General features: G+C 65.1%; 23 protein-coding genes. 14 read left to right on the top strand and 9 right to left on the bottom strand.

Annotated features, from left to right (window positions below):
• Positions 1-246 precede the first annotated feature (246 nt).
• Entirely contained in the window at positions 247-1,131 is an 885-nt protein-coding gene (locus ACE10W_RS30065; RefSeq protein WP_375762254.1) for an MBL fold metallo-hydrolase, read from the bottom strand.
• A gap of 701 nt (positions 1,132-1,832) precedes the next feature.
• Between ACE10W_RS30065 and ACE10W_RS30060 the strand changes: the two genes are divergently transcribed.
• The 5 genes from ACE10W_RS30060 (at position 1,833) to ACE10W_RS30040 (ending at position 8,353) form a co-directional block, all read left to right on the top strand.
• Positions 1,833-4,172 carry a mechanosensitive ion channel domain-containing protein gene (locus ACE10W_RS30060; RefSeq protein WP_182872344.1) on the top strand — a complete coding sequence of 780 codons (2,340 nt, stop codon included), beginning with the start codon at positions 1,833-1,835 and terminating at the stop codon, positions 4,170-4,172.
• Positions 4,173-4,274: 102 nt separating this feature from the next.
• Positions 4,275-5,273: a tripartite tricarboxylate transporter substrate-binding protein gene (locus ACE10W_RS30055; RefSeq protein WP_011089210.1), complete on the top strand. Its 999-nt coding sequence runs from the start codon at positions 4,275-4,277 to the stop codon at positions 5,271-5,273.
• A 381-nt stretch (positions 5,274-5,654) separates the two neighbouring features.
• Positions 5,655-7,250, top strand: coding sequence for an NAD-dependent malic enzyme (locus ACE10W_RS30050; RefSeq protein ID WP_011089209.1), 1,596 nt, complete (start codon positions 5,655-5,657; stop codon positions 7,248-7,250).
• A 318-nt stretch (positions 7,251-7,568) separates the two neighbouring features.
• The gene (locus tag ACE10W_RS30045) at positions 7,569-8,087 is read left to right on the top strand and encodes a septal ring lytic transglycosylase RlpA family protein (protein WP_011089208.1); all 519 of its coding nucleotides are present in this window, start codon (positions 7,569-7,571) and stop codon (positions 8,085-8,087) included.
• A gap of 101 nt (positions 8,088-8,188) precedes the next feature.
• Entirely contained in the window at positions 8,189-8,353 is a 165-nt protein-coding gene (locus tag ACE10W_RS30040) for a hypothetical protein (RefSeq protein ID WP_166466032.1), read from the top strand.
• Positions 8,354-8,615: 262 nt separating this feature from the next.
• Here the strand turns inward: ACE10W_RS30040 and ACE10W_RS30035 are convergent, their stop codons facing one another.
• From ACE10W_RS30035 to ACE10W_RS30025, 3 genes are all read right to left on the bottom strand, one after another.
• Entirely contained in the window at positions 8,616-8,921 is a 306-nt protein-coding gene (locus ACE10W_RS30035) for a hypothetical protein (RefSeq protein WP_028176148.1), read from the bottom strand.
• A 128-nt stretch (positions 8,922-9,049) separates the two neighbouring features.
• A complete protein-coding gene (locus tag ACE10W_RS30030; protein ID WP_011089206.1) occupies positions 9,050-9,322 on the bottom strand; it encodes a hypothetical protein in 273 nt (90 codons plus the stop codon).
• Between the two features lie 130 nt (positions 9,323-9,452).
• Entirely contained in the window at positions 9,453-12,143 is a 2,691-nt protein-coding gene (locus ACE10W_RS30025) for an alpha/beta hydrolase fold domain-containing protein (RefSeq protein WP_060908536.1), read from the bottom strand.
• Between the two features lie 190 nt (positions 12,144-12,333).
• Between ACE10W_RS30025 and ACE10W_RS30020 the strand changes: the two genes are divergently transcribed.
• Together ACE10W_RS30020 and ACE10W_RS30015 are read left to right on the top strand one after the other, a co-directional pair.
• A complete protein-coding gene (locus ACE10W_RS30020; protein ID WP_011089204.1) occupies positions 12,334-12,582 on the top strand; it encodes a hypothetical protein in 249 nt (82 codons plus the stop codon).
• A gap of 151 nt (positions 12,583-12,733) precedes the next feature.
• Entirely contained in the window at positions 12,734-14,215 is a 1,482-nt protein-coding gene (locus tag ACE10W_RS30015) for a carboxylesterase/lipase family protein (protein WP_271551278.1), read from the top strand.
• Between the two features lie 7 nt (positions 14,216-14,222).
• Here the strand turns inward: ACE10W_RS30015 and ACE10W_RS30010 are convergent, their stop codons facing one another.
• Positions 14,223-14,402, bottom strand: coding sequence for a hypothetical protein (locus ACE10W_RS30010; protein WP_028176145.1), 180 nt, complete (start codon positions 14,400-14,402; stop codon positions 14,223-14,225).
• A 158-nt stretch (positions 14,403-14,560) separates the two neighbouring features.
• Here ACE10W_RS30010 and ACE10W_RS30005 point away from each other — a divergent pair, with 158 nt between their 5' ends.
• Positions 14,561-15,364, top strand: coding sequence for a class III extradiol ring-cleavage dioxygenase (locus ACE10W_RS30005; RefSeq protein ID WP_028176144.1), 804 nt, complete (start codon positions 14,561-14,563; stop codon positions 15,362-15,364).
• Positions 15,365-15,621: 257 nt separating this feature from the next.
• On the top strand, positions 15,622-16,095 hold the full coding sequence (locus tag ACE10W_RS30000; RefSeq protein ID WP_375762253.1) for a Crp/Fnr family transcriptional regulator: 474 nt from the start codon (positions 15,622-15,624) through the stop codon (positions 16,093-16,095).
• A gap of 25 nt (positions 16,096-16,120) precedes the next feature.
• Here ACE10W_RS30000 and ACE10W_RS29995 read toward each other — a convergent pair whose 3' ends face one another.
• Genes ACE10W_RS29995 through glgC form a run of 3 tightly spaced genes read right to left on the bottom strand, consistent with a single transcriptional unit; the run spans position 16,121 to position 19,143 of the window.
• Positions 16,121-16,381: a SemiSWEET transporter gene (locus ACE10W_RS29995; protein ID WP_011089200.1), complete on the bottom strand. Its 261-nt coding sequence runs from the start codon at positions 16,379-16,381 to the stop codon at positions 16,121-16,123.
• Between the two features lie 45 nt (positions 16,382-16,426).
• Complete coding sequence (glgA, locus tag ACE10W_RS29990; RefSeq protein WP_375762252.1) at positions 16,427-17,884, bottom strand: glycogen synthase GlgA; 1,458 nt, start codon at positions 17,882-17,884, stop codon at positions 16,427-16,429.
• Positions 17,881-19,143, bottom strand: coding sequence for a glucose-1-phosphate adenylyltransferase (gene glgC / locus ACE10W_RS29985; RefSeq protein WP_161533769.1), 1,263 nt, complete (start codon positions 19,141-19,143; stop codon positions 17,881-17,883). Before glgC ends, glgA begins: the two co-directional genes overlap by 4 nt.
• Before the next feature lie 334 nt (positions 19,144-19,477).
• Here glgC and ACE10W_RS29980 point away from each other — a divergent pair, with 334 nt between their 5' ends.
• Entirely contained in the window at positions 19,478-19,906 is a 429-nt protein-coding gene (locus ACE10W_RS29980) for a hypothetical protein (RefSeq protein WP_038966491.1), read from the top strand.
• Between the two features lie 119 nt (positions 19,907-20,025).
• On the opposite strand, the gene ACE10W_RS29975 is transcribed toward ACE10W_RS29980, so the two are convergent.
• Positions 20,026-21,012, bottom strand: a complete 987-nt coding sequence (locus tag ACE10W_RS29975) for an ABC transporter substrate-binding protein (protein ID WP_271551276.1) — start codon at positions 21,010-21,012, stop codon at positions 20,026-20,028.
• Between the two features lie 478 nt (positions 21,013-21,490).
• Between ACE10W_RS29975 and ACE10W_RS29970 the strand changes: the two genes are divergently transcribed.
• Genes ACE10W_RS29970 through ACE10W_RS29955 form a run of 4 tightly spaced genes read left to right on the top strand, consistent with a single transcriptional unit; the run spans position 21,491 to position 25,551 of the window.
• Positions 21,491-22,591, top strand: coding sequence for an ABC transporter substrate-binding protein (locus ACE10W_RS29970; RefSeq protein WP_375762251.1), 1,101 nt, complete (start codon positions 21,491-21,493; stop codon positions 22,589-22,591).
• The gene (locus ACE10W_RS29965) at positions 22,569-23,591 is read left to right on the top strand and encodes an ABC transporter permease (RefSeq protein WP_271551274.1); all 1,023 of its coding nucleotides are present in this window, start codon (positions 22,569-22,571) and stop codon (positions 23,589-23,591) included. Before ACE10W_RS29970 ends, ACE10W_RS29965 begins: the two co-directional genes overlap by 23 nt.
• A complete protein-coding gene (locus ACE10W_RS29960; protein WP_375762250.1) occupies positions 23,585-24,385 on the top strand; it encodes an ABC transporter ATP-binding protein in 801 nt (266 codons plus the stop codon). The genes ACE10W_RS29965 and ACE10W_RS29960 overlap by 7 nt, the downstream gene beginning before the upstream one ends.
• Positions 24,379-25,551, top strand: a complete 1,173-nt coding sequence (locus ACE10W_RS29955; RefSeq protein WP_271551273.1) for an acyl-CoA dehydrogenase family protein — start codon at positions 24,379-24,381, stop codon at positions 25,549-25,551. Before ACE10W_RS29960 ends, ACE10W_RS29955 begins: the two co-directional genes overlap by 7 nt.
• Positions 25,552-25,561 lie beyond the last annotated feature (10 nt).

The following is a 25,561-nucleotide window of genomic DNA, read 5'->3' as shown; positions in this document are numbered from 1 at the left end:
TTTGACCCGTCGGGCAAGACAGGGGCATGATGTCATCATCGCCGCAGACCGGGCCGGGCGGGCAAAGCGACCTGTCTGCCGCAGGTCGTAGCTGCGATCTCTGATCTCGTAGGGTGGGCAAAGGCGCCCTTGCGCCGTGCCCACCGTCTCTCCACGATCGCGGCTGGCATGGTGGGCACGCAACGAGCCGCGCCTTGCGCGTCTCGTTGCTTTGCCCACCCTACGAGTTTCTCTGCAAGCGGCTTGCTAGTACCCGCGGCCCCACCAGTAGCAGAAGCGCTCGACATTGGCGGGCAGCGCGGTCTCGTAATTCGCCCACTTCTCGTATTTCGGCAGCTTCACTTCCTTCATCGCGGTATCGATGCATTTGCCGGCGTCCGCCGCCTTCTTCACCTCGGCGGAGAGATCCTCCATGTAGGCGATGTCGTCCTCGACGTCCTTCTTGGTGCCGAGCCGCCCGCCGGCATTGGGGTGGCCGGGGATCATCCGCTCCCAGTCGAGCGACGCCAGCTTCTTCAGCGAAGCGATATATTCCAGCGGCGAGACATTGTCGGGGATGTTGCGGAACTGGACGGACTCGATCGGCGCGAAATCGACGACGAAGACGATCTTCTCCTTCGGCAGCCGCATCACCAGCGAATTGTCGGAATGGTTGCGGCCGACATAGTTCAGCTCCAGCGTGGTGCCGCCGAGCGTGATGCTCTTCTTGTCGTCCACCACCTGATCCGGCATCACGACGTCGGCGAGCAGCGCATTCTGCTTCTTCAGCTCGAGCAGGCGCTCCTTGGTCCGCCGATGCGCGATGAAGGTGGCGCCGAGATCCTTGAATGGCTGGCCGCCGGCGATGTGGTCGTAGTGATGATGGCTGTAGACGACGTATTTGATCGGCTGGTCGGTGACCGCCTTGATCGCGTCGACATAGGGCTTCGCGGGTCGCAAGTAGGAGATCGGATCGGTCGCGATCACGCCCTTCGGCGTCACCACGAACATCGACTGATGGCCGCCATAGCGGAAGATGTAGACATTGTCGGTGCCGTCGACCTTTCTGGTGGAGGTCTGCGGCGGGGTTTGCGCGAATGCCGATCCGGTCACGAGGGCAGCGAGAACGGCCATGCAAGTCAATGCTTTCATCTCTGGCTTTCTGGAAATAATGAGGACGGACAATCTCTTCGATACAAACGCTGCTGGAAGGGATTTATTCCGTCGCCTCATGCGACCAATCTGTCGCGGGAACGGCCTGGAACACGCCCTCAAATGTGATTTCAAAGCCATTGATCCTGCTTGACAGTTCTATGTCACGGGAGGAGCATGACGCTGGTCGCGAATACGCGACGCGCAACGTCCACCACATGAGCAAGGGGAGGTCTATGACACCACCTCCGCAGATCCAGCCGCGTTAAGTGCGATGGAGCTCGTTCGGACTATCGCATAGCGGCAGAAACCGCGAACGGCACGCCGGGTCAAGGTTTAGAGGGCTCCATCAGTGAGGCAAGGCCCCTACCTGCCCGGCGCTGTGCTTCGCAGAGCGATTGGCATCACGCTTCATTTCTCCTCCTCCTCCTCACCGTCGTTCCGGAGCCATCCCGGAATGACGGGAGAGGATTTGGTGTGAGCATCGTGCTGTATCGACGCGCGCCCGCGAGCCGGTATTTCGCCGTGTCGGAAACGGGGTTCCTGCTTCTTGCATCGCGGCAAATGCCAAGAGAATGTCGCCTCCTTGGCCAACTTCCGACACAGCGGCGGGGCGAATAACGACCATCCGACATGACGCACGTGCTTCGGCGGTGACGGCCCCGTCGCCGCCTGCGCATTCATTTTTTCAAGGAATCCTCGTGTCGCATAAGCTTGCCTCGGCGCTCCTCGCAGCGCTCTTCCTCGCCATCTCATCTCTCTCCGGCGCCCAGGCCGAGGCGCGTGCGCCGGCGACCAAGGGTGCGGCCACGCTGTCGCCGGACGAGGCCAGGCGCGCGCTGGAGACGCTGCAGGACGACCAGAAACGCGCGCAGATGATCGACACGCTGCGCGCGATCGCGAATGTATCAGGTCAGCAGCAGCCTGCGCCGTCCGCGCCCGAGCAGAAATCGCCGATCCCGCTTTCGGCCGATGGCCTCGGTGCGCAGCTCCTGCTCACGGTATCGGAGCAGATCGGCGAGATCTCGGGCGAGATCGCCGGCGTGGCGCGGACGCTCACGCACTTCCCGGCCTTCTATTACTGGATCATGCGAACCGCGAACGATCCCGCGGCCTACAACCTCCTGATCGAGATCGCCTGGAAGCTCGCGCTGGTGCTCGGCTGCGCCCTCTCCGCCGAGTGGGTGATCTTTCGTCTGATCCGCCGCCCGGTCGTGTTCCTGGAAGGACGCGTGCCGCAGGCCGCGCATCTGCCGGCGCAGGCGCTGCCCATTGCAGATCCGCCGTCATCGGTGACCGATGTCACCCCGGAGCCCGAACTGCACAAGCGCCGCCACAGTCTCGTGCGGATCTGGCAGGTCGTGCTGCGGCTGCCCTTTGTGCTGGCGCGCCTGGTGTTCGAACTGCTTCCCGTGTTCGTCTTCGTGGGCATCGCCACCGCGCTGCTCGGAACGGAGATCGGCGAGCCCACGACCGTCCGCCTCGTGATCCTCGCGGTCGTCAACGCCTATGCGTTCTCGCGCGGGCTCATCTGCGTGGTCCGTGCGCTGGCGGGGCCGTCCGGCCTGTTTCCGGTTCGGGCCGAGACCGCGGCCTATATCGAGATCTGGGCGCGCCGCATCGTCGGCGTCGGCGTCTCCGGCATCGCCTTTGCCAATGTGGCGCTGCTGCTCGGTCTGCATCGCGCCGGCTACGCCGCGCTGCTGCGCATGGTGATGCTGGTCGTGCATCTCTTCGTCGTCGTCATCATCCTGCAATGCCGCCGCCAGGTCGCCGAAGCCATTCGCGCGCCCGCCGAGCGGCCGGGGATTGCGGCGCGCCTGCGCAACCGCATCGCCGGTGGCTGGCATTACCTTGCGATCGCGCTCGATCTTGCGCTGTGGGCGGTGTGGGCGCTGAACATCCGCAACGGCTATGCGCTGCTGCTGCAATATTTCGTAGGCACCATCGCGGTGGCGCTGATCACGCGCGTCGCCATCATGCTGACGCTGGGCCTGATCGACCGCGGCTTCCGCATCAAGCCGGAGATCCTGCAGCGCTTTCCGGGGCTGGAAATCCGGGCCAACCGCTATCTGCCGCTGCTGCGCAAGATCGTGTCCAGCGTGATCGCCTTCATCGGCTTCGTGGCCGTGCTCGAAGTCTGGGGCGTGGACGCCATCGTCTGGTTCTATGGCGGCCAGATCGGCGGACGGCTGATCTCGGCCGTGGTGACGATCGGCGTTGCCGTATTCGTCGCTGCGGCTATCTGGGAGATCAGCAACGCGCTGCTGGATCGCCAGATCAATGCGCTGTCCCGCGACGGGCACTACGCCCGCGCCGCGCGCCTCCGGACCTTCCAGCCGATGCTGCGCACCGCGCTGCTCTGCGTGATCGCCGCCGTCGTCGGCCTCACGGCGCTCAGTGAGATCGGCGTCAATGTCGCCCCGCTGCTCGCAGGCGCCGGCATCGTCGGCATCGCCATCGGTTTCGGTTCGCAAAAACTGGTGCAGGATCTCATCACCGGCCTGTTCCTGCTGTTGGAGAACACGGTGCAGGTCGGCGACAATGTCAGCGTGTCGGGGCTCTCAGGCGTCGTCGAGAACGTCTCGATCCGCACCATCCGCCTGCGCGCAGGCGACGGTGCCGTGCACATCGTGCCGTTCAGCGCGGTCACGACCATCACCAATGCCAGCCGCGGCGCGGGCAATGCGTCCGTCAGCGTAAACGTGGCCTACAAGGAGGACACCGACCGCGCCGGCCAAATCCTCAAGGACATCGTCGACGAGATGCGCCGCGAGAGTGAATTCCGCGCGCTGATCCGCGGCGACCTCGAGCTCTGGGGCGTCGACAAGGTCGATGGCGCGATGGTGTCGATCGTCGGCCAGATCCGCTGCACCGAGGCCGGGCGCTGGCCGGTCCAGCGCGAGTTCAACCGCCGCATGAAGCAGCGCTTCCAGCAGAACGGCATCGAGGTCGCATCGGCGACCCAGACCATTCTGATGCACGTCGCGCCGCCGGCTGACAGTGCCGCAAACCTCACGCCGCGGCGAGCCGCAGGATAACGGCTCGACAAACTTCCCCCTTGCCTCCACTCCTCCGGCAGCGTTCACTCCGGCTCCAGCGCGCTGACAACATGCGGGCGGCAAAAAGGGTGGGAGAGAACGATGCGGGGGCTGTGGGCCGGATTGCGCGGTCATCTGATCGTCATTGGCGTGTTGATCGGATGCGCGGCAGCGGCCGCGCCGGCAGGCGCCCAGCCCTTTCCATCGCGCCCCATTACGCTCGTGGTGCCGTTTGCAGCGGGCGGGCCGACCGACACGCTGGCGCGCATCCTGTCCGAGCGGATCGCTGCCGAGCTGCACACGACGGTGGTGGTCGAGAACGTCGCCGGCGCCTCCGGCAGCATCGCGGGCGCCCGCGTCGCGCGTGCAACCCCTGACGGCACGACGATCACCATCGGCCATTGGGGCACCCATGTGCTCAATGGTGCCATCTTCAAGCTGCCCTACGACGTCATCGCCGATTTCGAGCCGGTCGCGGCGATTGCGATGGGGACGCAGCTCATCGTCGGCCGGAAGTCGCTCGAGGCCAACAATCTGAAGGACATGATCGCGTGGCTGAAGGCCAACCCCGGCAAGGCCACTGCCGGGACGGCCGGCGCCGGCACCGGCGCCCATGTGGCCGGCGTCTTCTTCAAGGAAAGGACCGGCACCGACTTCCAGTTCGTGCCCTATCGCGGCGCGGGGCCCGCAATGATCGATCTCGTGGCAGGCCAGATCGACATCATGTTCGATCAGGCCTCGAACTCGCTGCCGCAATACAAGAACGGTGCGATCAAGGCGTTCGCCGTGACCTCGCCGACAAGGCTAGCATCCGCACCTGATGTTCCGACGGTCGACGAGGCGGGCCTGCCGGGCCTCTACATCTCCTACTGGCACGGCATCTGGGCACCAAAGAACACGCCGAAGGACATCATCACAAAGCTCAACGCGGCCATCGTCGCCGTGCTCGCTGACGCTTCCGTCAAGCAGCGCTTTGGCGAATTGGGGCAGGAAATTCCACCGCGGGACCAGCAATCGCCTGCGGCACTCGCCGCCTTCCAGAAGGCCGAGACCGAGAAATGGTGGCCGATTGTGAAGGCCGCCGACATCAAGCCGGAGTAGCGTGTCGCCTCGTAACACGCCCTCATCCTGAGGAGCCTGCGAAAGCGGGCGTCTCGAAGGATGGCCGCAGGCGAGATCGGGGCCTTCATGGTTCGCCAGGCGATGCAAGGCATCGTCCGGAGACACGCGTGCCGCGCTCCTCACCATGAGGGACAAGAGCCTTGCGGTGTTAACCTTTGCCTCGCGCTTGATCTGCGAGCTGCACTAAAATTCTCGCTGCGGTGCGAGATCATAATCGACACATGAACTTCCTATGTCCTTGATCTCCGGGGAGCGCTGGCCGACAATGCTTGCTGTTCAATAAGAAACTCCTTGGGGGAATTCGTGAATAGACCTGCCCGGGTCGCTGCCCAGTCGCCATCGTCCGATCAATCGCACGGCATGACGCTGCTGCGCGATCCCTTGCTCAACAAGGGCACCGCCTTCACTGAGGCGGAGCGCGCCGCGCTCGGCCTGCGCGGCCTCTTGCCGCCCTGCGTGCTGACGATGGAGACGCAGGTCGATCGTGTGCTCACCAATCTGCGTATGCTGCCGACTGATCTCGAAAAATATGTCGCGCTGAATGCGCTGCATGACCGCAACGAGGCGCTGTTCTTCCGCGTCGTCGTAGACAATATCGACGAGATCCAGCCGATCATCTACACGCCGACCGTCGGGCTCGCCTGCCAGAAGTACGGCCTGATCTTCCAGCGGCCGCGCGGCATGTTCATCTCCTCGCGCGATCGCGGCCAGATCGCGGAGATCCTGAAGAACTGGCCCTATCCGGCCAGGCTGATCGTGGTCACCGATGGCGAGCGCATCCTGGGCCTCGGCGATCTCGGCGCCAACGGCATGGGTATTCCGGTCGGAAAGCTCTCGCTCTATTCGGCCTGCGCCGGCGTGCATCCCGAGCATTGCCTGCCGATCGTGCTCGACGTCGGCACCAACAATGAAGAGCTGTTGAACGATCCCTATTATCTCGGCCTGCGCGAGCGGCGGCTCACCGGCGAGGCCTATGACAGCTTCGTCGACGAGTTCATGGTCGCCGCGCGAAAGACGTTCCCGGGTGTGCTGATCCAGTTCGAGGATTTTGCCAATCACTCGGCGTTCAAGCTGCTGCACAAATATCGCGATGAAGCCTGCGTCTTCAACGACGACATCCAGGGCACCGCGGCGGTGGCGCTTGCCGGCCTGTTCTCAGGCTTGCGCATCTCCGGCGGCAAGCTGAAAGATCAGAAGATCCTGTTCCTCGGTGCGGGCGAGGCGGCGACCGGCATCGCCGATCTCGTGGTCTCCGCCATGATGGCCGAGGGCGCCACTGAGGCCGAGGCGCTCCGCCGCAACTGGCTGGTGGATTCCCGCGGCCTCGTCGTCAGCGGCCGGGATGGTCTGTCCGGCCACAAGCTCCGCTATGCGCATGCCGGCCAGGCGCCGATCTCCGACTTCCTCACCGCGATCAAGACGCTGAAGCCGACGGCGATCATCGGCGTCGCCGCGGTCGGCGGCGCCTTCACGCCCGACGTGCTCAAGGCGATGGCCGGGCTCAACGAGCATCCGATCGTGTTCGCGCTGTCCAACCCGACCTCGAAGGCCGAATGCTCGGCGGAGGATGCCTATCGCTACACCGAGGGCCGCGCGCTGTTCGCTTGCGGCAGCCCCTACGACCCCGTGAAGCTCAATGGCCGCACCTTCGTGCCGCGCCAGGGCAATAACTCCTACATCTTCCCCGGCGTCGGCCTCGGCGTCATCGCCACCCGCTCGCGTCTCGTCACCGACGAGATGTTCATGGCCGCCGCCCATTCGCTCGCCGATTGCGTCGGTAAGGAAGACCTCGCGCAGGGCAGCCTCTATCCGGCACTCCCCCGCATCCGCGAAGTCTCGGCCCGCATTGCCGCCGCAGTGGCAGACGTTGCCTATCAGCGCGGGCTCGCCGACGGCCCCGCGCCCAACGACGTGAAGGCTCTGGTCCAGTCGCAGATGTACGAGCCGAAATACTGAGGCGAACGCGCGGAGGCGGCCCCTCGCTCCCTGTAAGAACGAAAGAGAGGATGGAGGGGCGGATCAGGCAACGCGCAGCATCGTCCGGCGGACAAGTGTGAGGCCGATCCGGACGGTACTCAACCGGGGGCGCGCCCGATCGCCAAGCGCGCCGTATCAAGCTGATTTCTCGCTGATTTGTCCCGATTCAGGACATGCCAGTGTGGTGGAATCGTCACAGCCGGTTGGGAAAAAGCCCTGGCCTCAGGCCCGCTTTTGTTCCGACAAGGTTCTGCCCTCATTGCCCACCGAACTTGAGGCCGTTCGGAGGGGCGTATCATGTCTCGCTTTGCACGTGCCGAAAGTGCCCGGATTTCCCCCGCGACCTCGTGCCGGTTGCTGCTCGCCATCATTGGCGCGGCCTCGCTCGCCGCCTGCGCGCAATCTCCGGTCGGCCGCCAGAAGGCCGATCTCGCCGGCACCGGCCGGCAGGCCGCAATCGAGCGGCCGCATCGCGTGGCGGCGTTGCATCCACGGCCGATCAGCCGGGCGCGTGTCCCCAACGGTGATGACAAGCGAACCGCCTCACATGGCGTTGCCAGCTTCTATTCGGATACGGAGACCGCGAGCGGCGAGAGGTTCGACAAGAACGAATTGACCGCGGCGCATCCCAGCCTGCCGTTCGGCACGAAGCTGCGCGTCACCGATGTTTCCTCCGGCCGCTTCGTGACCGTCAGGGTCAACGATCGCGGGCCCTATGTTCGCGGACGCGTGGTCGACATCTCGCCTTCTGCGGCCGAGGCGCTCGGCATGGTGGACAAGGGCATCGCCAATGTCAGGCTCGACGTCGTGCGGTGAGGGGCGATTCATCGATGCGAGCCGCCACTTAACCGTCTGTTAGCCGCTTCTCAAGCACCATGGGTGCCCAAACAATTCGGGGCTTTTGGGGAGGCGGGCGCTTGAACACGATCCAGTATCTCGAAGATCAGGCCGCGCGTGCCGAGCGGCTCGCCAAACGGATCACGGATACGCTGACGATCGAAAAGCTCCTGGCCTTCGCCGACGAACGCCGCCGCGAGATCGAGGTCATCGCCGGCAAGTATCGGCGCGCCCAACCCTCATAAACCATGCTCTGAGCGCATTCGCCCTCACTGCAGCGCTCGGAACTTCCTCTCATTTCCCGCGTCATGTCCGTGATGCAAGAGGAGGAGAGAGCCATGGGTTTTGGACGAGGTGCTTTGCTTTGGTTGCTTGGCGTGCCGCTGCCGATCATTCTGCTGCTGGCATTGTTCTGGCATCACTGAGGTTGCCACACGAAAAGCGCCGCGGAAGCGGCGCTTTTTTGTTGCCTGCGAATTGCGGCGTATCAACAACGATAACGCGCGGTCAGGTGTGGCTCTCGACGAAATCGCTGAGATAGTCGGGCAGCGTCACGCCATCGATGTCGCATCGCGCCCGAATCTCGCCGGCGACGTCGGTCGAGATGTCCTTCATCCAGTGTTCGAGCGTGTTGAACGAGATCACCTTGATCGGGTCGTTGAAGCAGCCGGCGACGAGCTCGCCGATCGTGGTCTCGAGATCGCTTCGCTCGACGCGGATTTCGGTCGCCTCGTCGCGGCGATCGATCACCACGAACAGGGTCTGGTCTGCGCCATAAGGCACGACCGTGGATGGCACGCCAGGTCTCGGCATCTTGGACACTCACGCCTTGGCTTCCGATCTCCGTTAACGGGAAAAACCGGAAGAAGGTTCCTATGTGTGGGAAAAGCTTGTCGTGCACGTGCAGCCTTGGCACGCGCAGCCCTGGCGTCTGCACGCAATCAGAGAAATTCTCTCAGGCGCGATAGCTCGATGACGTGCTCGGGCGAGAGGATATCCGTGACTAGCGGCGGCTGCGCCGCCGTGCGGATCTCATAGAGATGCCGGGTCGCCGCCGGCTTGTCCATGAACGCCGAGATGCATTCGTCGAGCGTGCCCTCGCTTACCTGGTAGGACTCGCGGTCCGGCCGGCGCTGGTTGGCAAGTGACGGCCATTTATACAGCGCTGCACGTGCTCCGAAATCGACCTTTGAATCCGCAACCACGTCCCCCATCGCCTCGCCTCACGCAAAAAGAACCCCAGCGCGCAGACTTGCGCTCCGGGGCCCATACCTATCGCTGCATCTCGATGCCACATCTCCCAACGCGGCGGCCGGGAAAAGGTTCCCGGCTGCCTTGTCGCGACTAGCTCGCGGCCGCTGCGATTTTGTGTCCCGGGCTGGTGTGACCGTGGCTGTGCTCGTCGCCGAGGCTGACCTCCGGCGGAAGCCCGGCAAAACGCCGCAGGGCCTCGGCCATCTGCACCCGGCCTGGCACTCCGGTGATCACCACGTCGACCATCGCGAAGGACGAGTGGAAATGGCCGCGCGCCGTGAACTGCTCGACCGGGACGCCGGCAGCGGCCATTGCTTCGGCATAGGCGATGCCTTCGTCGCGCAGCGGATCGAACTCGCAGGTGACGACGAAGGCCGGCGGCAGGCCCGAGACCTTGCCGCGGAGCGGCGAGACACGCGGATCAGTACGGTCGGCCGGCGAGCAGTAGAGGTCCCAGAACCAGTACATCAGCGAGCGCGTCAGGAAGTAGCCGGTCGCATTGTCGTTGTAGGAGGAACGATCGAAGTCGCAGTCGGTGACCGGGCACACCAGGAGCTGACCGGCGATATCGGGCCCGCCGCGATCGCGCGCGAGCTGGCAGGTGACGGCGGCGATGTTGCCGCCGGCGCTCCAGCCCGCGACCAGCACCGGGCCCGGCTTGCCGCCGAGCTCGGCGGCGTGCTCGGCGATCCAGCGCGTCGCCGCATAGCCGTCCTCAGCCGCGGTCGGGAAGCGATGCTCCGGCGCGTGGCGATAGCCGACGCTGACGAACATCATCCCGGTTCGTCGCACCATGTCGCGGCAGAACGGATCGTCCGACTGCTCGTCGCCGAGCACCCAGCCGCCGCCATGGAAATAGACTACGACCGGATGTGGCCCCGGGGTTGCCGGCTTGTAGACACGATAGGGAAGCGGGCCGTCGGTGCCCGGCAGCGTGCCGTCGACGACATCGCCGATCGGTCGTCCCGCCGGACGGCCCTTGTTGAACTCGTTGACGAAGGCGCGGGCGCCGAGCGCGCCCATCGACTCGATCGGTGGCAGGTTCAGCGTTGCCAGCAGGTTCAGCACCAGCCGCACATCCGGCTGCAGCCGCACCACCTCGCCGTCATTGCACTGCGCGGCGACATCGGGGCCGGTGAGCTTGAACCCGAGCATGCCGCGGCTGACGACCTCATCGCAGATGCTGCGATAGGGGCCGACTCCGCCGGTATAGGGCATCAGGCCCTGCACCTTGCCGGGTACGTTCGCGCCCGTGTACCAGGTGTTGGCGAGCCGGTGCAGCGTCAGCATCGCGCAGTCGGCCATGTGCTGGCCCCAGCCGGCCTGCGCCATCTCGGTCGGCTCGATGGTGGTGAAGCCGGCACCGCGCAAAGTCTTGAGCCGGTCCACGACCCAGTCGACATGCTGCTCGATCGACACCGCCATGTTCGACAAGACCGATGGGCTGCCCGGACCGGTGATCATGAAGAAGTTCGGGAAGCCCTCGACCGTGAGCCCGAGATAGGTCTGCGGCCCCTGCGCCCAGACATCCGATAGCGACTTGCCGCCGCGCCCGGTGATCGGATGCACCGCGCGGATCGCGCCGGTCATGGCGTCGAAGCCGGTCGCGAACACGATGACGTCGACGTCCACGCTGCGCCTGGCCGTGGTGATGCCGGTTGCGGTGATCGCCTTGATCGGCTCCTGGCGCAGATTGACCAGCGTGACGTTCGGCCGGTTGTAGGTCGCGTAATAGTTGGTGTCGAGGCAGGGGCGTTTTGCACCGAAGGGATGGTCGTGCGGCATCAGCGCCGCCGCCGTCTCGGGATCCTTCACGGTCGCCGAGATCTTTTCGCGGATGAGGTCGCAGATCAGCTTGTTGCCGTCGACATCGACCGCCTGGTCGGCCCAGAGCTGGGTGAGGATATAGACGAGATCGCCCTTGCCCCAGGCCTCCTCGAACCGTGCGCGGCGCTCGGCATCGCTGAGCTGCCAGCTGACGGCCGTCTGCTGCGGATAGGGCACGCCGGCCATCGACTGGCGCGCCTGCTCACGATAGGCCGCGCGGTCGCCTTGCAGCAGGCTCATGCGATCGGAGGGCGCGGGGCCGTTGTGCGCCGGCAGCGCGAAATTCGGCGTGCGCTGGAACACGGTCAGATGCGCGGCCTGTTCGGCGATCAGCGGGATCGACTGGATGCCTGACGAGCCTGTGCCGATCACGGCGACGCGCTTGCCCGCAAGATTGACGCCGTCATGCGGCCAGCGGCCGGTGAAATAGACTTCGCCTTTGAAGTCCTTGACCCCGTCGATCTCCGGCGGCTTTGGTGCGGAGAGGCAGCCCGTGGCCATGATGTAATGGCGACAGGAGACCGGTGCGCCATTGTCGGTGGTGAGCTGCCAGCGCTCAGCCGCCTCGTTCCATTTGGCTTCGGTGACCTTGGTCCCGAAGCGGATGTCGCGGCGCAGCTCGTAGCGGTCGGCGACGAAGCCGAGATAGCGCAGGATCTCGGGCTGGGTCGCGTATTTCTCCGACCAGGCCCAGGCCGCCTCGAGTTCCGGATCGAAGGTGTAGCTGTAGTCGATGGTCTGGATATCGCAGCGCGCGCCGGGGTAGCGGTTCCAGTACCAGGTGCCGCCGACATCGCCGGCCTCTTCAAGGGCGACGGTCGTGAAGCCGGCCTGGCGCAGGCGATGAAGCAAATAAAGGCCGGCAAATCCGGCGCCGACCACCGCAACGTCGACTTGCTGGGCTGTTCCACTGGCCGCTTTGGACTCGCGTGCGGCGACCATTGCGTCAGGCATGGCATTCCTCCCGTGTATTTTGTTTTGCCGGCAGGCTAACGCTGCAGGCTCGGCTTGTCATCAGGACAAGTGCAATCTTCGGTAGTCGATCGCGGCGTGATTTTGGCCGCGCGAAGGTTGCGGCGATACACGCACCGCGATGCACAATCGCCGGGATTGTCCGGTCTAATCAGACCACATCCTTCTGTGTATGCTTGCGATTACAAGCCACGCGTACCGACCGGGCGTCATGACAGAGTTGAGTGAGCGGACGAAAGCGAACATGGACGTCGTCCTGGAGGAGACGTGCCGCCAACTGCCGCATGGTGGCGATCACGACAGCCGCAAATTCATCGCCGAGCGCCTGATCGAGGCGGCGCAGGCCGGTCACTCCACGCTTGGTGAGCTTGGCATCGTCGCGCGGCGCGCGCTGGCGGAGATCATTGCCAAGGGCAGCTAGCCGGAGGCCGTAAATGAGTTGAGCTCTGGCCGCAGCGCAGGTGCGCTCCCTCGCCCCGCTCTCGCGGGGAGAGGTAAGACCGGAGCTTGCTTCTCCGTCAGCCGTAGACGTAACCTTCCGGGGAACTTCTCCGCGCATTGAGATCCCCAAGATGCGGTCCCTGCTTGCGCTCATCGTGGTTTCCGCATTCCTTTGCCTCGCCGGTTCGGCCATGGCCCAACCGGTCGGACAGTTTCCATTCGCGCTGACGCGCGAAGGCCAGATGCTCGGCGGCGTCGAAGGCGAGGTGGCGTTTTTCAAGGGACTCGCCTATGCAGCGCCGCCCGTCGGCCCGCTGCGCTGGCGCTCGCCGGAGGCAACGGCCGAGAGTTCTGAGATGCGCACCGCCTACGAGTACGGCGCGCCCTGCCTCCAGCCGTCGCTGCCAAAGGCGAGCGAAGATTGCCTCACGCTCAATGTGTTCCGCCCCTTCGGCGTCGACGGCCCGCTGCCGGTGATGATGTTCGTTCATGGCGGCGCCTTCGTCGGCGGCACCGCGAACGATCCGATGTTCGACGGCGCGAAACTCGCGCAGGCCGGCCTCATCGTGGTGACCGTGAATTATCGCGTCGGTGTGCTCGGCTGGCTCACTCATCCGGCGCTCTCGGAAGACGGCTCCGGAAACTACGGACTGATGGACCAGATCGCGGCGCTGCATTGGGTCCACGACAACATCGCGGCGTTCGGCGGCGATCCCGGGAACGTCACCTTGTTCGGCAATGGTGCGGGCGCGACGTCGATCGCGCTGTTGATGCTGTGCGACGAGGTGCGTGGTCTGTTTCAGAAAGCCATCCTGCAATCGGTGCCCGGCCGCGTGCGCCTGCGCTCGCGGCAGGAGGCGGAGGCCTGGGGCCTGCAATTCGTCGCGACGCTCGGACCGGATGCCAAGGAAACCAACGCGCGTGCGATCGGGCCTGCACGGCTGCTTGCCGCCGAAAAGAAGCTGCTCGCGAAAGTCCCGCTCGGCTTTGCGCCGACGATCGATGGAAGCCTCGTGAGGGAAGATATCGCCGCGGGTTTTGCGGCCGGGCATGAAGGGCGGATTCCCCTGATCATCGGCTCCAACGATGACGAGACGGATTTCGACAGCGAACCTGAAATCGCCGAGGCGCTTGCATCGTCTGGCACCGCCGTCGATGACCTGCGCAAGCTCTATCCCGACCTCGCCAAAGCTTCGGACCTCGCGGCAAGGTTTTATACCGACAAGGTCTTCTCCGAGCCGGTGAGGCTGCTGGCTCGTCTGCACGCCGCAAGCGGCGCGCCGACCTTCCGCTATCGCTTCGCCTACGTGCCGGAGGCCCGGCGCACCAACCCGGACGGCGGTCACGGGCGGGAATTGCAGTTCATCTTCGGCGTGGAAGGCGTGCCCGGTGCCGGCATCTTCTCACGGCGCGATCGCGAGCTCGCAAGCCGCATGCGCAGCTACTGGATCAACTTCGCCAGGAGCGGCGATCCCAACGGTCCCGACCTGCCACGCTGGGACGCGGCGGCGGGCGGCGATCGCCTGCTGCTGATCACGAATGATCGCACCGCGAGCGGAGACGATCCCTTCGCGGAGCGTCTCGACCGACTCGCAAGTGAGAGCAGAAAATGAGTTGGACTTAGGCCGCGAGCTCGACGCGCGGCGCCGGGCTCAGCCGGTCTTCCTCCAGATAGTCCATCGCGCCGTCCTTCTCGACGGCATAGAACTGCTGGCCTTCCCGCGACTTGTAGGCGGCGCGGACGACGCCGCGGCGGCCCTTGTCACTGTTGACGACGTCCCCCAGCGCAAACTTCCTCATCTCACGTCCTCGTCTTCTGGCCGACTCCTTCGACCATGGCGGGGATTTTGGAAGGCAAATCGTTAACGACTTGCTAACCATAGGGGTTTGCCTATGCTCGCCGCCGGTTGCGCGGGCGGCTCGCACGCGCATGTTGTCAACGAGACGAGCTTTCGCCCATGACGCGATTTCCCACCCTGTTCCTGTCCCACGGCGGCGGCCCCTGGCCGTTCATGGAGGACCGGCGGGTGCAATATGCCAGGACCGCCGAGGAGTTCGGGCGGCTGCCACAGCTTCTCCCCGAGAGACCAAAAGCCGTGCTCGTCATCACCGGACATTGGGAGGCGGACGCCTTCACCGTGTCGACCTCGGCGCATCCGCCGATGGTGTACGACTATTACGGTTTCCCGGAGCATACTTACCGCCTCAAATATCCGGCACCGGGTAAGCCCGAGCTCGCCGCGGAGGTGAAGGCGCTGCTCGCGCGCGCCGGCCTCGATTGCCGCGAAGATGCCAATCAGGGTTTTGATCACGGCACCTTCGTGCCGCTCGGCTTGATGTACCCGAACGCCGACATGCCGATCGTGCTGCTGTCGCTGAAATCGAGCTACGATGCGGCCGAGCACATCAAGGCCGGGCAGGCGATCGCCGCGCTGCGGGACGAAGGTATTCTGATCGTCGGCAGCGGGCTCACCTATCACAACATGCGCGGCTTCAACCGGCCGGAATCCAAGCCGGTCTCCTACGATTTCGAGGCCTATCTGAACGAGGCGATCAGCGCGCCGGATGCGGCGCGCCGCAACGCGATGCTGGTCGACTGGGAGAACGCGCCGAGCGCGCGCCTGGCGCATCCGCGCGAGGACCATCTGCTGCCGCTGATGGTCGCGGCCGGCGCTGCCGGCAACGACGTCGGCCATCGTGTCTTCGTGGACGAGGTCGCAAGCGTCGCGATGGCGTCGTACATGTTCGGTGGTCAGCCTTGAACCGCGCGGCTGCAAGCATCAAGGTTCACGCCGACGTCGCGTCGATCCTGCTGGCATGATCCGTTCCCAGAGCTGTTCGTAACGAGCCCTCACGGCGGGGTGACATTCGCACGCGCCCTCCCGTAGCCATCCGCCCGCCACAGTGCATATGCGGGGGCTTCTGACCGTATCGCTCGATTCACATTCGCGCTATGGTTGTGTCTATTGCTCTAAGATTTTTCCGAAGAAATTGATGGTGCCGGCGCTCCGACAGCATTTTGGGTACTTTTGGCGTATTGGGAGAACCCGTCGCACTGGTGCACGCTGTCGTATTGGTGCCCAGCGTGGCTTTGCAGATCGAAGCTGCTCGCCTTCGCGCGCTCGCACAGCAGAGTGTCGAGTTCCGGGATGGCCTGACGCGTCACAGCCAGGCCCTGTTCGTTCAGGCCCAGCAATCCGTGGGCTGCAATGCATCCCACACCGTCGAGGCGAGATTAGCGCGATGGCTCTTGCGCGTTCGGGATCTATCCGGCCGCGATCGCTTCAAGCTTACGCAGGAATTGATGGCCGAGATGATCGGGGTTCGCCGGAACAGCGTCTCGTTCGTCGCCCATGCTCTTCAGGAGGCGAACGTCATTCGATTCAGCCGTGGCCACATCGAGATCGTCAACGTCGCCGAGCTCAACAAGGCCACCTGCGAATGCTACCGTGCGGTGAAGTTGCAATACCAGCGGCTTCGTTTTTCCGACTGAACAAGAATCCGAGGCATCAGGAAGCTCAGCCGTATCTCAGCTTCATCACCAGAATGCCGCCGGCGAGCAGCATGGTGACCGCGTTCGAGGCGATCAGCGGGGCGTCGCCGCTGAGCAGGCCGTAGATCAGCCAGAGCGCCAGGCCCAGCACCATGACCAGGAACATGCCGAGCGAGATGTCGCGCGCCGAGCGGGTCTTCAAGACCTTGATGAACTGCGGCGCGTAGGCGACGGTGGTGCAGGTGGCGGCAGCAAAGCCGATCAGCTTGATCAAGAACGGGTCCATGCCGATCCTATAACATGGATTCGGCGTGGGCTCAGCCGGTACGTGCTAGGCGCGGCGCGATTCGATCAGGCTCCGATACAGCGCTGCATAGTCGCCGGCGCGGCTGCGCCAGGAGACGTCGGTCGCAAGGCCGTTTCGTTGCAGCTGCCGCCAGGCCAGCTTGTCGTGGAAAGCCGTGTTGGCCTTGCGCAGCGTGCTGGCGAGGGCATCCGCCGTCACCGGGCCGAACTTGAAGCCGGTGGCCTCGCGGCCGGAAGCGTCCGCCTCGCCGATATCGACGATGGTATCCTCGAGGCCGCCGACGCGCGAGACGATCGGCACGGCGCCATAGCGCAGCGCGCAGAGCTGGGTCAGGCCGCACGGCTCGAACCGCGACGGCACGATGAGCGCGTCCGAGCCGGCCTGGATCAGATGCGCCAGGATCTCGTCGTAGCCGATTACGACCCCGATCCGGCCGGGATGCGCGCGGGCGGCGGCCTGATAGCGATCCTGGAGATCGCGGTCGCCGCTGCCGAGCAGCGCGAGCTGCATGCCTTCGCCCAAAATGGTCGGAATGGCCTCGAGCAGGAGATCGAGCCCCTTCTGCCATGACAGCCGGCTGATGACGCCGAGCAGGGGGGCTTCGTCCGAGGAATCGAGATTGAATTGCTGCTGAAGCACCGCCTTGTTCGCAGCGCGGAATGTAAGGTCCTCCGCGCCGAACCGATAGGCGATGTGCGAATCGGTCTGCGGATTCCACACCGCGATGTCGATGCCGTTGAGGATCCCGCTCAATGCGCCCGCGCGCGCGCGCAGCAGGCCGCCGAGCCCCATGCCGCCTTCGTCGCTCTGGATCTCACGCGCGTAGGTCGGGGACACCGTCGTGATGCGATCGGCGAATTGCAGACCGGCCTTCAGGAAGCTGATGCCGCCGAAATATTCGAGGCCGTTGACGCCGAAGGAGCTCCACGGCAGGCCGATCGCACCGATCAGCTCAGGAGCGAACTTGCCCTGATAGGCCATGTTGTGGATCGTCATCACGGTGCCGGGCCGCGGACGATTGTCGTAGTGCAGATAAGCGGGCGCGAGCCCGGCCTGCCAGTCATGGGCGTGCACGATGTCGGGCACGAAGGCCGGAACGAGGCCGTGGCCGATGTCGGCCGCCACGCGCGACAGCGCCGCAAAGCGCACGCCGTTGTCCGGCCAGTCGACCCCCTCTGCCGTGACGTATGGGTTGCCCGGCCGCGCGTAGAGATGCGGCACGTCGAGCACGTACAGGTCGAGCCCGTCATGCGCGCCGGCGAGCAGCCGGCCCGGCCCGCCGAAATAATCCGGCCAACGCCGGATCTCCTCCGCGCCCGAGAGCAGCCGCATCACGTCGGGATAGCCCGGCATCAGGGTGCGCATCTCGACGCCGTGCGCCTTCAGCGCAATCGGCAGCGCGCCGGCGACATCCGCGAGGCCGCCGGTCTTGACGATGGGATAGACTTCGGAGGCGACCGCGAGGACGCGAGCAGGCGTCATGTATTCAGCCTGTCGATCATCGGTTGGGTGATGAGGGAGATGCCCTGCTCGGTGGTTCGGAAGCGTTTTGCATCGAGCTCGGGATCCTCGCCGATGACGAGCCCCTCGGGAATCTCGACGCCGCGGTCGATCACGACGTTCTTTAAGCGAGCCCCGCGCCCGACATTCACATAGGGCATAATCACGGCGTTCTCGACATTGGCATAGGAGTTGATGCGCACGCCGGTGAACAGCAGCGAACGGCGCAGCGAGGCGCCGGAGATGATGCAGCCGCCCGAGACCAGCGAGCTCACCGCCTGGCCGCGCCGGCTCTCCTCGTCATGGACGAACTTGGCGGGCGGCGTGATCTCCGAGTAGGACCAGATCGGCCATGCGCGGTCGAACAGGTCGAGCTCCGGCACCACGTCGGTGAGGTCGATGTTGGCCGCCCAATAGGCGTCGACCGTGCCGACGTCGCGCCAGTAGGCGCGGGGATCGCTGCCGGAACGGACGCAGGAGGTCGAGAACTGGTGCGCGATCGCGCGGCCGTTCTTGACGATGTAGGGAATGATGTCCTTGCCGAAATCGTGGTTCGAGCTCGGGTCCTCGGCGTCGCGCTTGAGCTGGTCGAACAGGAATTTCGCATCGAACACGTAGATGCCCATGCTGGCGAGCGAGACGTCCGGCTTGCCCGGCATCGGCGGCGGATCGGCCGGCTTTTCCAGGAACTCCTGGATCCAGCCGTTCTCGTCGATATGCATGATGCCGAAGCCGGAGGATTCCGCGCGCGGCATTTCGAGGCAGCCGACCGTGACGTCGGCGCCGCTATCGACGTGCTGGCGCAGCATCACCTCGTAATCCATCTTGTAGATGTGGTCGCCGGCGAGCACGACAATGAATCGGGCGTTGTGCGACTCGATGATGTCGATGTTCTGGTAGATCGCGTCCGCCGTGCCGACATACCACATGTTCTCGGAGACACGCTGGCTCGCGGGCAGGATGTCAAAGCTCTCGTTGCGCTCCGGGCGGAAGAAGTTCCAGCCCATCTGAAGATGCCGGATCAGGCTGTGCGCCTTGTACTGGGTGGCGACCGCGATGCGGCGGATGCCGGAGTTCACCGCGTTCGACAGCGCGAAATCGATGATGCGGGACTTGCCGCCGAAATAGACCGCCGGCTTGGCGCGCCGGTCGGTCAGCTCCAGAAGCCGGCTGCCGCGTCCGCCAGCCAGGACGAACGCCAGCGCCTGACGGGCGAGCGGCTCATTTCCGACGGCACTCATGTCATCCTCCCACTCTTCTGGCGCAAGTCGGAGCCCTCGCGAGATGCCTCTCGGCCGCGCACCATTGGAACCAATAGTAACGGTACGAATAGTAAATCGGGAAGGTGGTTGTTGGTTGCGAACGCGCGGGAAGCTTAATGCTTTGCCGTCGTGCGCGGCGCAGGCGCCGTCGCATCGGTGTCATCCCGGCGCGGCGAGCCTGACCACAATTGAGGCATGCATGGGCTCTCTTGTGCGCCGCACGCAGAATCGAGCGTTTGACTTGGCGCAAGGATGCCCGATCATACGCCTGCGATCCTTTTTCCAGGCGAAACGTCCGAGAGGGAGCAAGACGATGAGGATCTGGACAACGGCAATTGCCTGTTCGCTGGCAGGTGCGGTCATGGCTGGCCAAATCGGGCAGGCCGCAGCAGCCCCGATGCCGACCAATGTCGCGGCCATGAAGGCTGCGGCCGGCGACGACGTCACGCAGGTGCATTGGCGCGGCGGCGGCTGGGGATGGGGCCTCGGCGGCCTCGCGGTCGGCGCGATCATCGGCGGCGCCATCGCCAGCAGCGCGCCTTACGGCTACGGCTATTACGGCGGCGGCCCGTATTACGGTGGCTATGGTTATCCTGGATATGGCTATGGTTATGCGCCGGCCTATTACGGCTACGGGCCGGCCTATGCCTATCCGCGATACTATGGCTACCGCCGGGTCTATCGGCCCTATTACGGCTATTACCGGCCGTATGCGCGCCCGTACTACCGCGGATATTGGTGATCGCGGTTAAAGCGAGAGCCACACGATCAGGCTCATGCAGGCGAGATGCGCGAGCACGATCGCGGCGAGATGCAGCGGGCCGGCCTTGAGGCGAAGCCTGCGCATCCCGCCGCCTCCGCCTAGTTCGACCCGGCGGCCGCCGCGGTGAAGCTGCGGTCGACGGCTTGGTTGACGTCGAGCTTCTTCGGCAGGATGCCGTAGCGCGTCGAGCGGTCCGAAGCTGCCTGGATCTCCTTCACCACGTTCTCGTCGATCACGATCGGGCTGGTGCGTTGCGCGGTGTAGGCCGACTGCAGCACATCCTCCGGCAGCCTGGTCAGCTCGGCCGTGCTCCTGGCGTATTCGGCAACATGATCCAGTGACCACAGCCGTGCCTTGTTCAACCGCTGCACCAGGTCCTGCACCGCCGCGCGCTTGGTGGCGATGGCATTGTCGGAGGCGACGATGAAGGTGATCGTCGGCGTCAGGCCGTCGCCGTCGGCGATCACGCGGGCCTTGTCCTTCAGCGTGGCGAAGGAGACATAGGGCTCCCACACCGCCCAGGCGTCGATCGAGCCCGCCACCAGCGCGATCTTGGCATCCACGGGGCCGAGTGGAGCGAACGTCGCGTCCTCCAGCTTGATCTGCGCCTTCTCCAGCATCGCGTCGATCAAGAACTGACCCCAGCCGCCGCGCGTGCCCGCGAGGCGCTTGCCCCTGAGGTCGGCCGCCGACTTGATCGGCGAATCCTGCCGCACGAGGATCGCCTGCGTCTTCGCATCCGAGCGCGTGCCGCCGATCGCCTTGATCGGCGCACCCGCCGCATAAACCGACAGGAAGGAGAGGTCGCCGGTGTAGCCGACGTCGAGCGCGCCCGCATTGAGCGCTTCGAGGATCGGAGCTGCCGCCGGGAATTCCGACCATTCGATCTTGTAGGGCAGGTCCTTCGCGTAGCCGGAGATCTCCAGCAGCGAGCGATTGCCGCCCTTCTGGTCGCCGACGCGCAGCACGACGGTGTCGGCCGCGAGCGATGCGGCCGCCGTCGACAAGGTGATGGCGGCCGCCAGCAGCGACGCCGCAAGCCGGCGCGTCAGGGAATGATCGAGAGAGGAAGAGTTGATGCTCATGTGATCTGTCTTGTTGGTTTGCTCACGGCGCGTGAGCGAACGATGCAGCGGGACGATCAAGTCTGTGAGCGCGCGATGCGCAGTCAATGAAATGGCCAACCGTATTGCGCGCGCGATCGGCAAGGACGTTTCAGCGAACGATCGCTTTCGAGAAAGCGACGTGCGCCGGCTGCAAAGCAGCGCTGCAACGATGCGGATGCCGCAGTCGTGATGGAGATTACAAACGGACCCGGCCGCGAAAATCCTTTCACCGTTCCTGCACGCGACGATGGAGAGAATGACTTCGCTTCGCGCAACATTCGAAATTCCATTTCATTGACGATGCGGCGAGCGCGCCGCATGATTTGCGCATCGCATCAACGCGGCGCCGGAAGCGCCGACGGAAAAACATTCTCTCAACGCAGCTCCGTACGGAACATGCGCAACGACATTCGTTGCGCAAACGGCGGAGACGTGCCAGCGCAGGAGCCAGGGCCCGATGAACAACGAGAACAAGGGCGGCGGATCGAGTCTCGACCGTCGCCATCTGCTCCAGGCGGGATTGGCTGCGGCTTTCGCCGCACCGCTCGGTGCGCTCGGCGCACAGGCCTTCGCGCCGCAGCCGATCGGATCCGGCATCGATTTCTCCGAGTTCCCGCTGTGCCGGACGGCATCTGACGCGCCCGCGCTGACGGGTGCCCCGCGTAAGCTAAAGCTGTCGTGGAATGCCGGCGCGGTCTGCCTCGCGCCGCTGCCCGTCGCCATCGAGCACGGCTTCTTCCAGAAGCAGAATCTCGACGTCGAGCTCGTCAATTATTCCGGCTCGACCGACCAGCTCCTTGAAGCGATCGCGACCGGTAAGAGCGATGCCGGTCTCGGCATGGCGCTGCGCTGGCTGAAGCCGCTGGAGCAGGGCTTTGACGTCAAGATCGCCGCCGGCACCCATGGCGGCTGCATGCGCGTGCTGACGCGCACCGATTCCAGCGTGAGCAGGCTCGCCGACCTCAAGGGCAAGATCGTCGCGGTCGGCGATCTCGCCGGTCCCGACAAGAACTTCTTCTCGATCCAGTTGGCAAAGCTCGACATCGATCCGGTCAAGGACGTCGACTGGCGCGCCTATCCCGGCAATCTCCTCAACGTCGCGGTCGAGAAGGGCGAGGTTCAGGCCTTCCTGTCGTCCGATCCGCTCGCCTATCTCTGGCTGAAGGACAGCCAGTACAAGGAAGTCGCCTCCAATCTCGACGGCGAATACCGCGACAAGAGCTGCTGCATCGTCGGCCTGCGCGGCAGCCTGGTGCGCGAGGAGCCGCAGGTCGCCCGTGCCATCACGCAGGCGCTGCTCGATGCCGCGATGTTCACCTCGCAGAACCCGACGGTGGCCGCGAAATCGTTCCAGCCCTACGCACCGAAAGCGGCGACGCTCGCCGATATCGAGGGCATGGTGCGCTACCACACCCACCACCATCATCCCGTCGGCGAAGTGCTGAAGCGCGAGCTCAAGGCCTATGCCGACGACCTGAAGAGCGTGCAGGTCTTCAAGCAGAGCACCGATACTGCCAAATTCGCGGAGCGCATCTATGTCGACGTATTCGCTGTCTGACGGCCTTGCCTCCGGCGCACCACGCCTCGCCCGCGCGCCGCTGCTTGCGAGCTGGGTCCGTGAATCCGGTGTCGGTATTCTTGCCAGCGTCGCCTGGATCGCCTTCGGCCTGTCCTGCCTGTGGTGGGAAGATGTCGGCGACTGGTCGCGCACGCATTCGCTCGGCATCGCCGCCTTCGTCATCGCGGCCGTCGCGCTGTTCGGCACCTTCGGTGCCGACTATCTCGGCTCGGCGGGCAAGGCGTTGCATAAGCGCGCGCCCTGGCTCGTCGCGCTCGGTGCCTTCCTGACCTTGTGGGAAGTCGCCACCGCAAAATTCGCCTGGTTGCCGCTGCCGTTCTTTCCACCGCCGCAGTCGATCATCGAGGTCTATACCGACGATCTGCCCAAGCTGCTCGACAGCGTGTTCGCCTCGGTCAAGCTCCAGCTTGGCGGCTATCTGATCGGCGCCACGATAGGATTCCTGACCGGCGTCTCGATCGGCTGGTCGCGTGCGGTTGGCTATTGGGTGCATCCGGTGCTGCGCTTCATCGGCCCGCTGCCGGCGACCGCCTGGCTGCCGATTGCCTTCTTCACCTTCCCGTCGAGCTGGAGCGCCTCGACCTTCCTGATCGCGCTGGCGACCGGCTTTCCCGTCACCGTGCTGACCTGGTCGGGCGTCGCGAGCGTCAGCAACGCCTATTACGACGTCGCGCGCACGCTGGGCGCAAAGCCGTCCTTTCTGGTGCTGAAGGTGGCGATCCCCGCCGGGCTCCCGCACGTGTTCGTCGGCCTGTTCATGGGGCTCGGCTCGTCCTTCGCCGTGCTCGTCGTTGCCGAGATGATCGGCGTCAAGGCCGGCCTCGGCTGGTATCTGCAATGGGCGCAGGGCTGGGCGGCTTACGCCAACATGTACGCGGCGCTGATCGTGATGTCGCTGCTCTGCTCCGGCGCGATCACGCTGCTGTTTTCGATCCGCGATCGCCTGCTGGTCTGGCAGAAGGGGACCGTGAAATGGTAGCCGCAGGCGCACTGGCCGAAGTCGCCACGCATCCCGCCGCCGGCGCCGCGCTCGACATCGAGCAGGTCAGCCATGCCTTCGACATCGACGGTGCCGAGCTGCCGGTGTTGAGCGACGTCAGCATCTCGGTCGAGCCCGGCGAATTCGTCGCGCTGCTCGGCCCGTCCGGCTGCGGCAAGTCGACCTTGCTGCGGCTCGTTGCCGGCCTCGACAAGCCCAAGGCGGGGACGCTGCGTGAGGACGAGGCCCGCATCACCCGGCCGCATCCCTCGCGCGTGGTCGTGTTCCAGGATCCGACCCTGTTTCCCTGGCGGTCGGTCTGGGACAACGTCGCCCTGGGCCTCGAGGCCCAGGGCATCCTCAAGAGCCAGCGGCAGCGCGTGGATGACGCGCTCGATCTGGTCGGCCTTGCGTCATTCCGCAACGCCTATCCGCACCAGCTCTCCGGCGGCATGGCGCAGCGCGTCGCGCTGGCGCGTGCACTGGTCAACGATCCCAAAATCCTGATCCTCGACGAGCCACTCGGCAAGCTCGACTCGCTCACCCGCATCACCATGCAGGCCGAGATCGTCGCGCTCTGGCAGCGCAAGGGCTTTACCACGTTGCTGGTGACGCACGACGCCGAGGAGGCGCTGGTGCTCGCCAACCGCGTCATCGTCTTCAGCGACCGTCCCGCGCGGGTGAAGGCCGACATCCGCGTCGACCGGCCCTATCCACGCCATCGCGGCGATCCGTATCTGGCCGACCTGCGCCGCCAGATCCTCGGCCTTCTGGGACTGGATGCGACATGGTGACCTCCATAGCCAAAGGCCGCCTGGCTCATAGCGAACCCGACTACGTCGCCCGCGCCGAGGCGCTGGCCGAGGCCTTCGCCGCGCGCGCGGCCGAGCACGACCGCACCGGCAGTTTTCCGTTCGAGAACTTTCGCGAGCTCTCCGAGGCCGGCCTGCTGTCGCTGACGGTTCCCGCAGTCCATGGTGGGGCCGGCGCCGGTGCGCGCTACGCCGCGCGCGTCATCGGCATCATCGGCAAGGCCGATCCGTCGACCGCGCTGGTGCTGTCGATGCACTACATCAATCATCTCGTCATGGCGCGCAGTCCGACCTGGCCCGCCCGGTTGTCGCGCAAGCTTGCGCGTGAGACTGTCGAAGGCCTTGCACTCGTCAACGCGCTGCGCGTCGAGCCCGAGCTCGGCTCGCCTGCGCGCGGCGGCCTGCCGGCGACGATCGCGCGGCGCACCGAGACCGGCTGGCGCCTGACCGGCCACAAGATCTATTCGACGGGATCGCCGATCCTGAAATGGTATCTGGTCTGGGCCCGGACCGACGAGGCGGAGCCGCGGGTCGGACAGTTCCTGCTGCCGGCGGGCCTGCCGGGCACGCGCATCGTCGAGACATGGGACCATCACGGCCTGCGCGCGAGCGGCAGCCATGACGTCATCTTCGACGACGTCGTGATCCCGCTCGATTCCGAGGTCGATGTCCGCAAGCCCGCCGATTGGCGCGGACCTGACGTCACGCAGGCGACCGTGCACACCATCTTCGTTGCCGCGATCTATGACGGTGTCGCCCGCGCCGCGCACGACTGGCTGATCTCGTTCCTGAAGCAACGCGTCCCCGCCAGCCTTGGCGCGCCGCTCGCGACTCTGCCGCGTGCGCAGGAGATCCTCGGCGCCGTCGAGGCCCGGCTCGCGGTCAATGCGCGGCTGATCGCCTCTTTTGCCGGCGATTTCGACGACGGTGTCGAGCTCTCGGCGGCCGAGTCCAATGTGATCAAGCTCACCGTCACCAACAATGCCGTGGCCGCCGTCGAGGACGCGCTGTCGCTCACCGGCAATCACGGCCTCTCTCGCACCAATCCACTGGAGCGGCACTATCGCGACGTGCTGTGCGGCCGCGTGCACACGCCGCAGGACGATTCCACGCGCACCGGCCTCGGCCGCGCCGCACTGGGCCTCTAGCTTTTCCGCA

Source organism: Bradyrhizobium sp. B025 (assembly GCF_042257955.1).
GTDB lineage: Bacteria > Pseudomonadota > Alphaproteobacteria > Rhizobiales > Xanthobacteraceae > Bradyrhizobium > Bradyrhizobium diazoefficiens.
The sequence above is the reverse complement of the archived record's forward strand: the minus strand, read 5'-3'. Positions and strand labels throughout refer to the sequence as shown.

What these genes read in the sequence shown, in the direction of transcription:
- ACE10W_RS30055 (WP_011089210.1), top strand. Translation starts at nt 4,275, where the DNA reads ATGCGGGGGCTGTGGGCCGGATTGCGCGGTCATCTGATCGTCATTGGC.
- ACE10W_RS30005 (WP_028176144.1), top strand. Translation starts at nt 14,561, where the DNA reads ATGACGCGATTTCCCACCCTGTTCCTGTCCCACGGCGGCGGCCCCTGG.
- glgA (WP_375762252.1), bottom strand. Translation starts at nt 17,884, where the DNA reads ATGACGCCTGCTCGCGTCCTCGCGGTCGCCTCCGAAGTCTATCCCATC.
- ACE10W_RS29995 (WP_011089200.1), bottom strand. Translation starts at nt 16,381, where the DNA reads ATGGACCCGTTCTTGATCAAGCTGATCGGCTTTGCTGCCGCCACCTGC.
- glgC (WP_161533769.1), bottom strand. Translation starts at nt 19,143, where the DNA reads ATGAGTGCCGTCGGAAATGAGCCGCTCGCCCGTCAGGCGCTGGCGTTC.
- ACE10W_RS30050 (WP_011089209.1), top strand. Translation starts at nt 5,655, where the DNA reads ATGACGCTGCTGCGCGATCCCTTGCTCAACAAGGGCACCGCCTTCACT.
- ACE10W_RS30030 (WP_011089206.1), bottom strand. Translation starts at nt 9,322, where the DNA reads ATGGGGGACGTGGTTGCGGATTCAAAGGTCGATTTCGGAGCACGTGCA.
- ACE10W_RS29980 (WP_038966491.1), top strand. Translation starts at nt 19,478, where the DNA reads ATGAGGATCTGGACAACGGCAATTGCCTGTTCGCTGGCAGGTGCGGTC.
- ACE10W_RS30025 (WP_060908536.1), bottom strand. Translation starts at nt 12,143, where the DNA reads ATGCCTGACGCAATGGTCGCCGCACGCGAGTCCAAAGCGGCCAGTGGA.
- ACE10W_RS29955 (WP_271551273.1), top strand. Translation starts at nt 24,379, where the DNA reads ATGGTGACCTCCATAGCCAAAGGCCGCCTGGCTCATAGCGAACCCGAC.
- ACE10W_RS30045 (WP_011089208.1), top strand. Translation starts at nt 7,569, where the DNA reads ATGTCTCGCTTTGCACGTGCCGAAAGTGCCCGGATTTCCCCCGCGACC.
- ACE10W_RS30010 (WP_028176145.1), bottom strand. Translation starts at nt 14,402, where the DNA reads ATGAGGAAGTTTGCGCTGGGGGACGTCGTCAACAGTGACAAGGGCCGC.
- ACE10W_RS30065 (WP_375762254.1), bottom strand. Translation starts at nt 1,131, where the DNA reads ATGAAAGCATTGACTTGCATGGCCGTTCTCGCTGCCCTCGTGACCGGA.
- ACE10W_RS30020 (WP_011089204.1), top strand. Translation starts at nt 12,334, where the DNA reads ATGCTTGCGATTACAAGCCACGCGTACCGACCGGGCGTCATGACAGAG.
- ACE10W_RS29965 (WP_271551274.1), top strand. Translation starts at nt 22,569, where the DNA reads ATGTCGACGTATTCGCTGTCTGACGGCCTTGCCTCCGGCGCACCACGC.
- ACE10W_RS29975 (WP_271551276.1), bottom strand. Translation starts at nt 21,012, where the DNA reads ATGAGCATCAACTCTTCCTCTCTCGATCATTCCCTGACGCGCCGGCTT.
- ACE10W_RS30015 (WP_271551278.1), top strand. Translation starts at nt 12,734, where the DNA reads ATGCGGTCCCTGCTTGCGCTCATCGTGGTTTCCGCATTCCTTTGCCTC.
- ACE10W_RS29970 (WP_375762251.1), top strand. Translation starts at nt 21,491, where the DNA reads ATGAACAACGAGAACAAGGGCGGCGGATCGAGTCTCGACCGTCGCCAT.
- ACE10W_RS29960 (WP_375762250.1), top strand. Translation starts at nt 23,585, where the DNA reads ATGGTAGCCGCAGGCGCACTGGCCGAAGTCGCCACGCATCCCGCCGCC.
- ACE10W_RS30035 (WP_028176148.1), bottom strand. Translation starts at nt 8,921, where the DNA reads ATGCCGAGACCTGGCGTGCCATCCACGGTCGTGCCTTATGGCGCAGAC.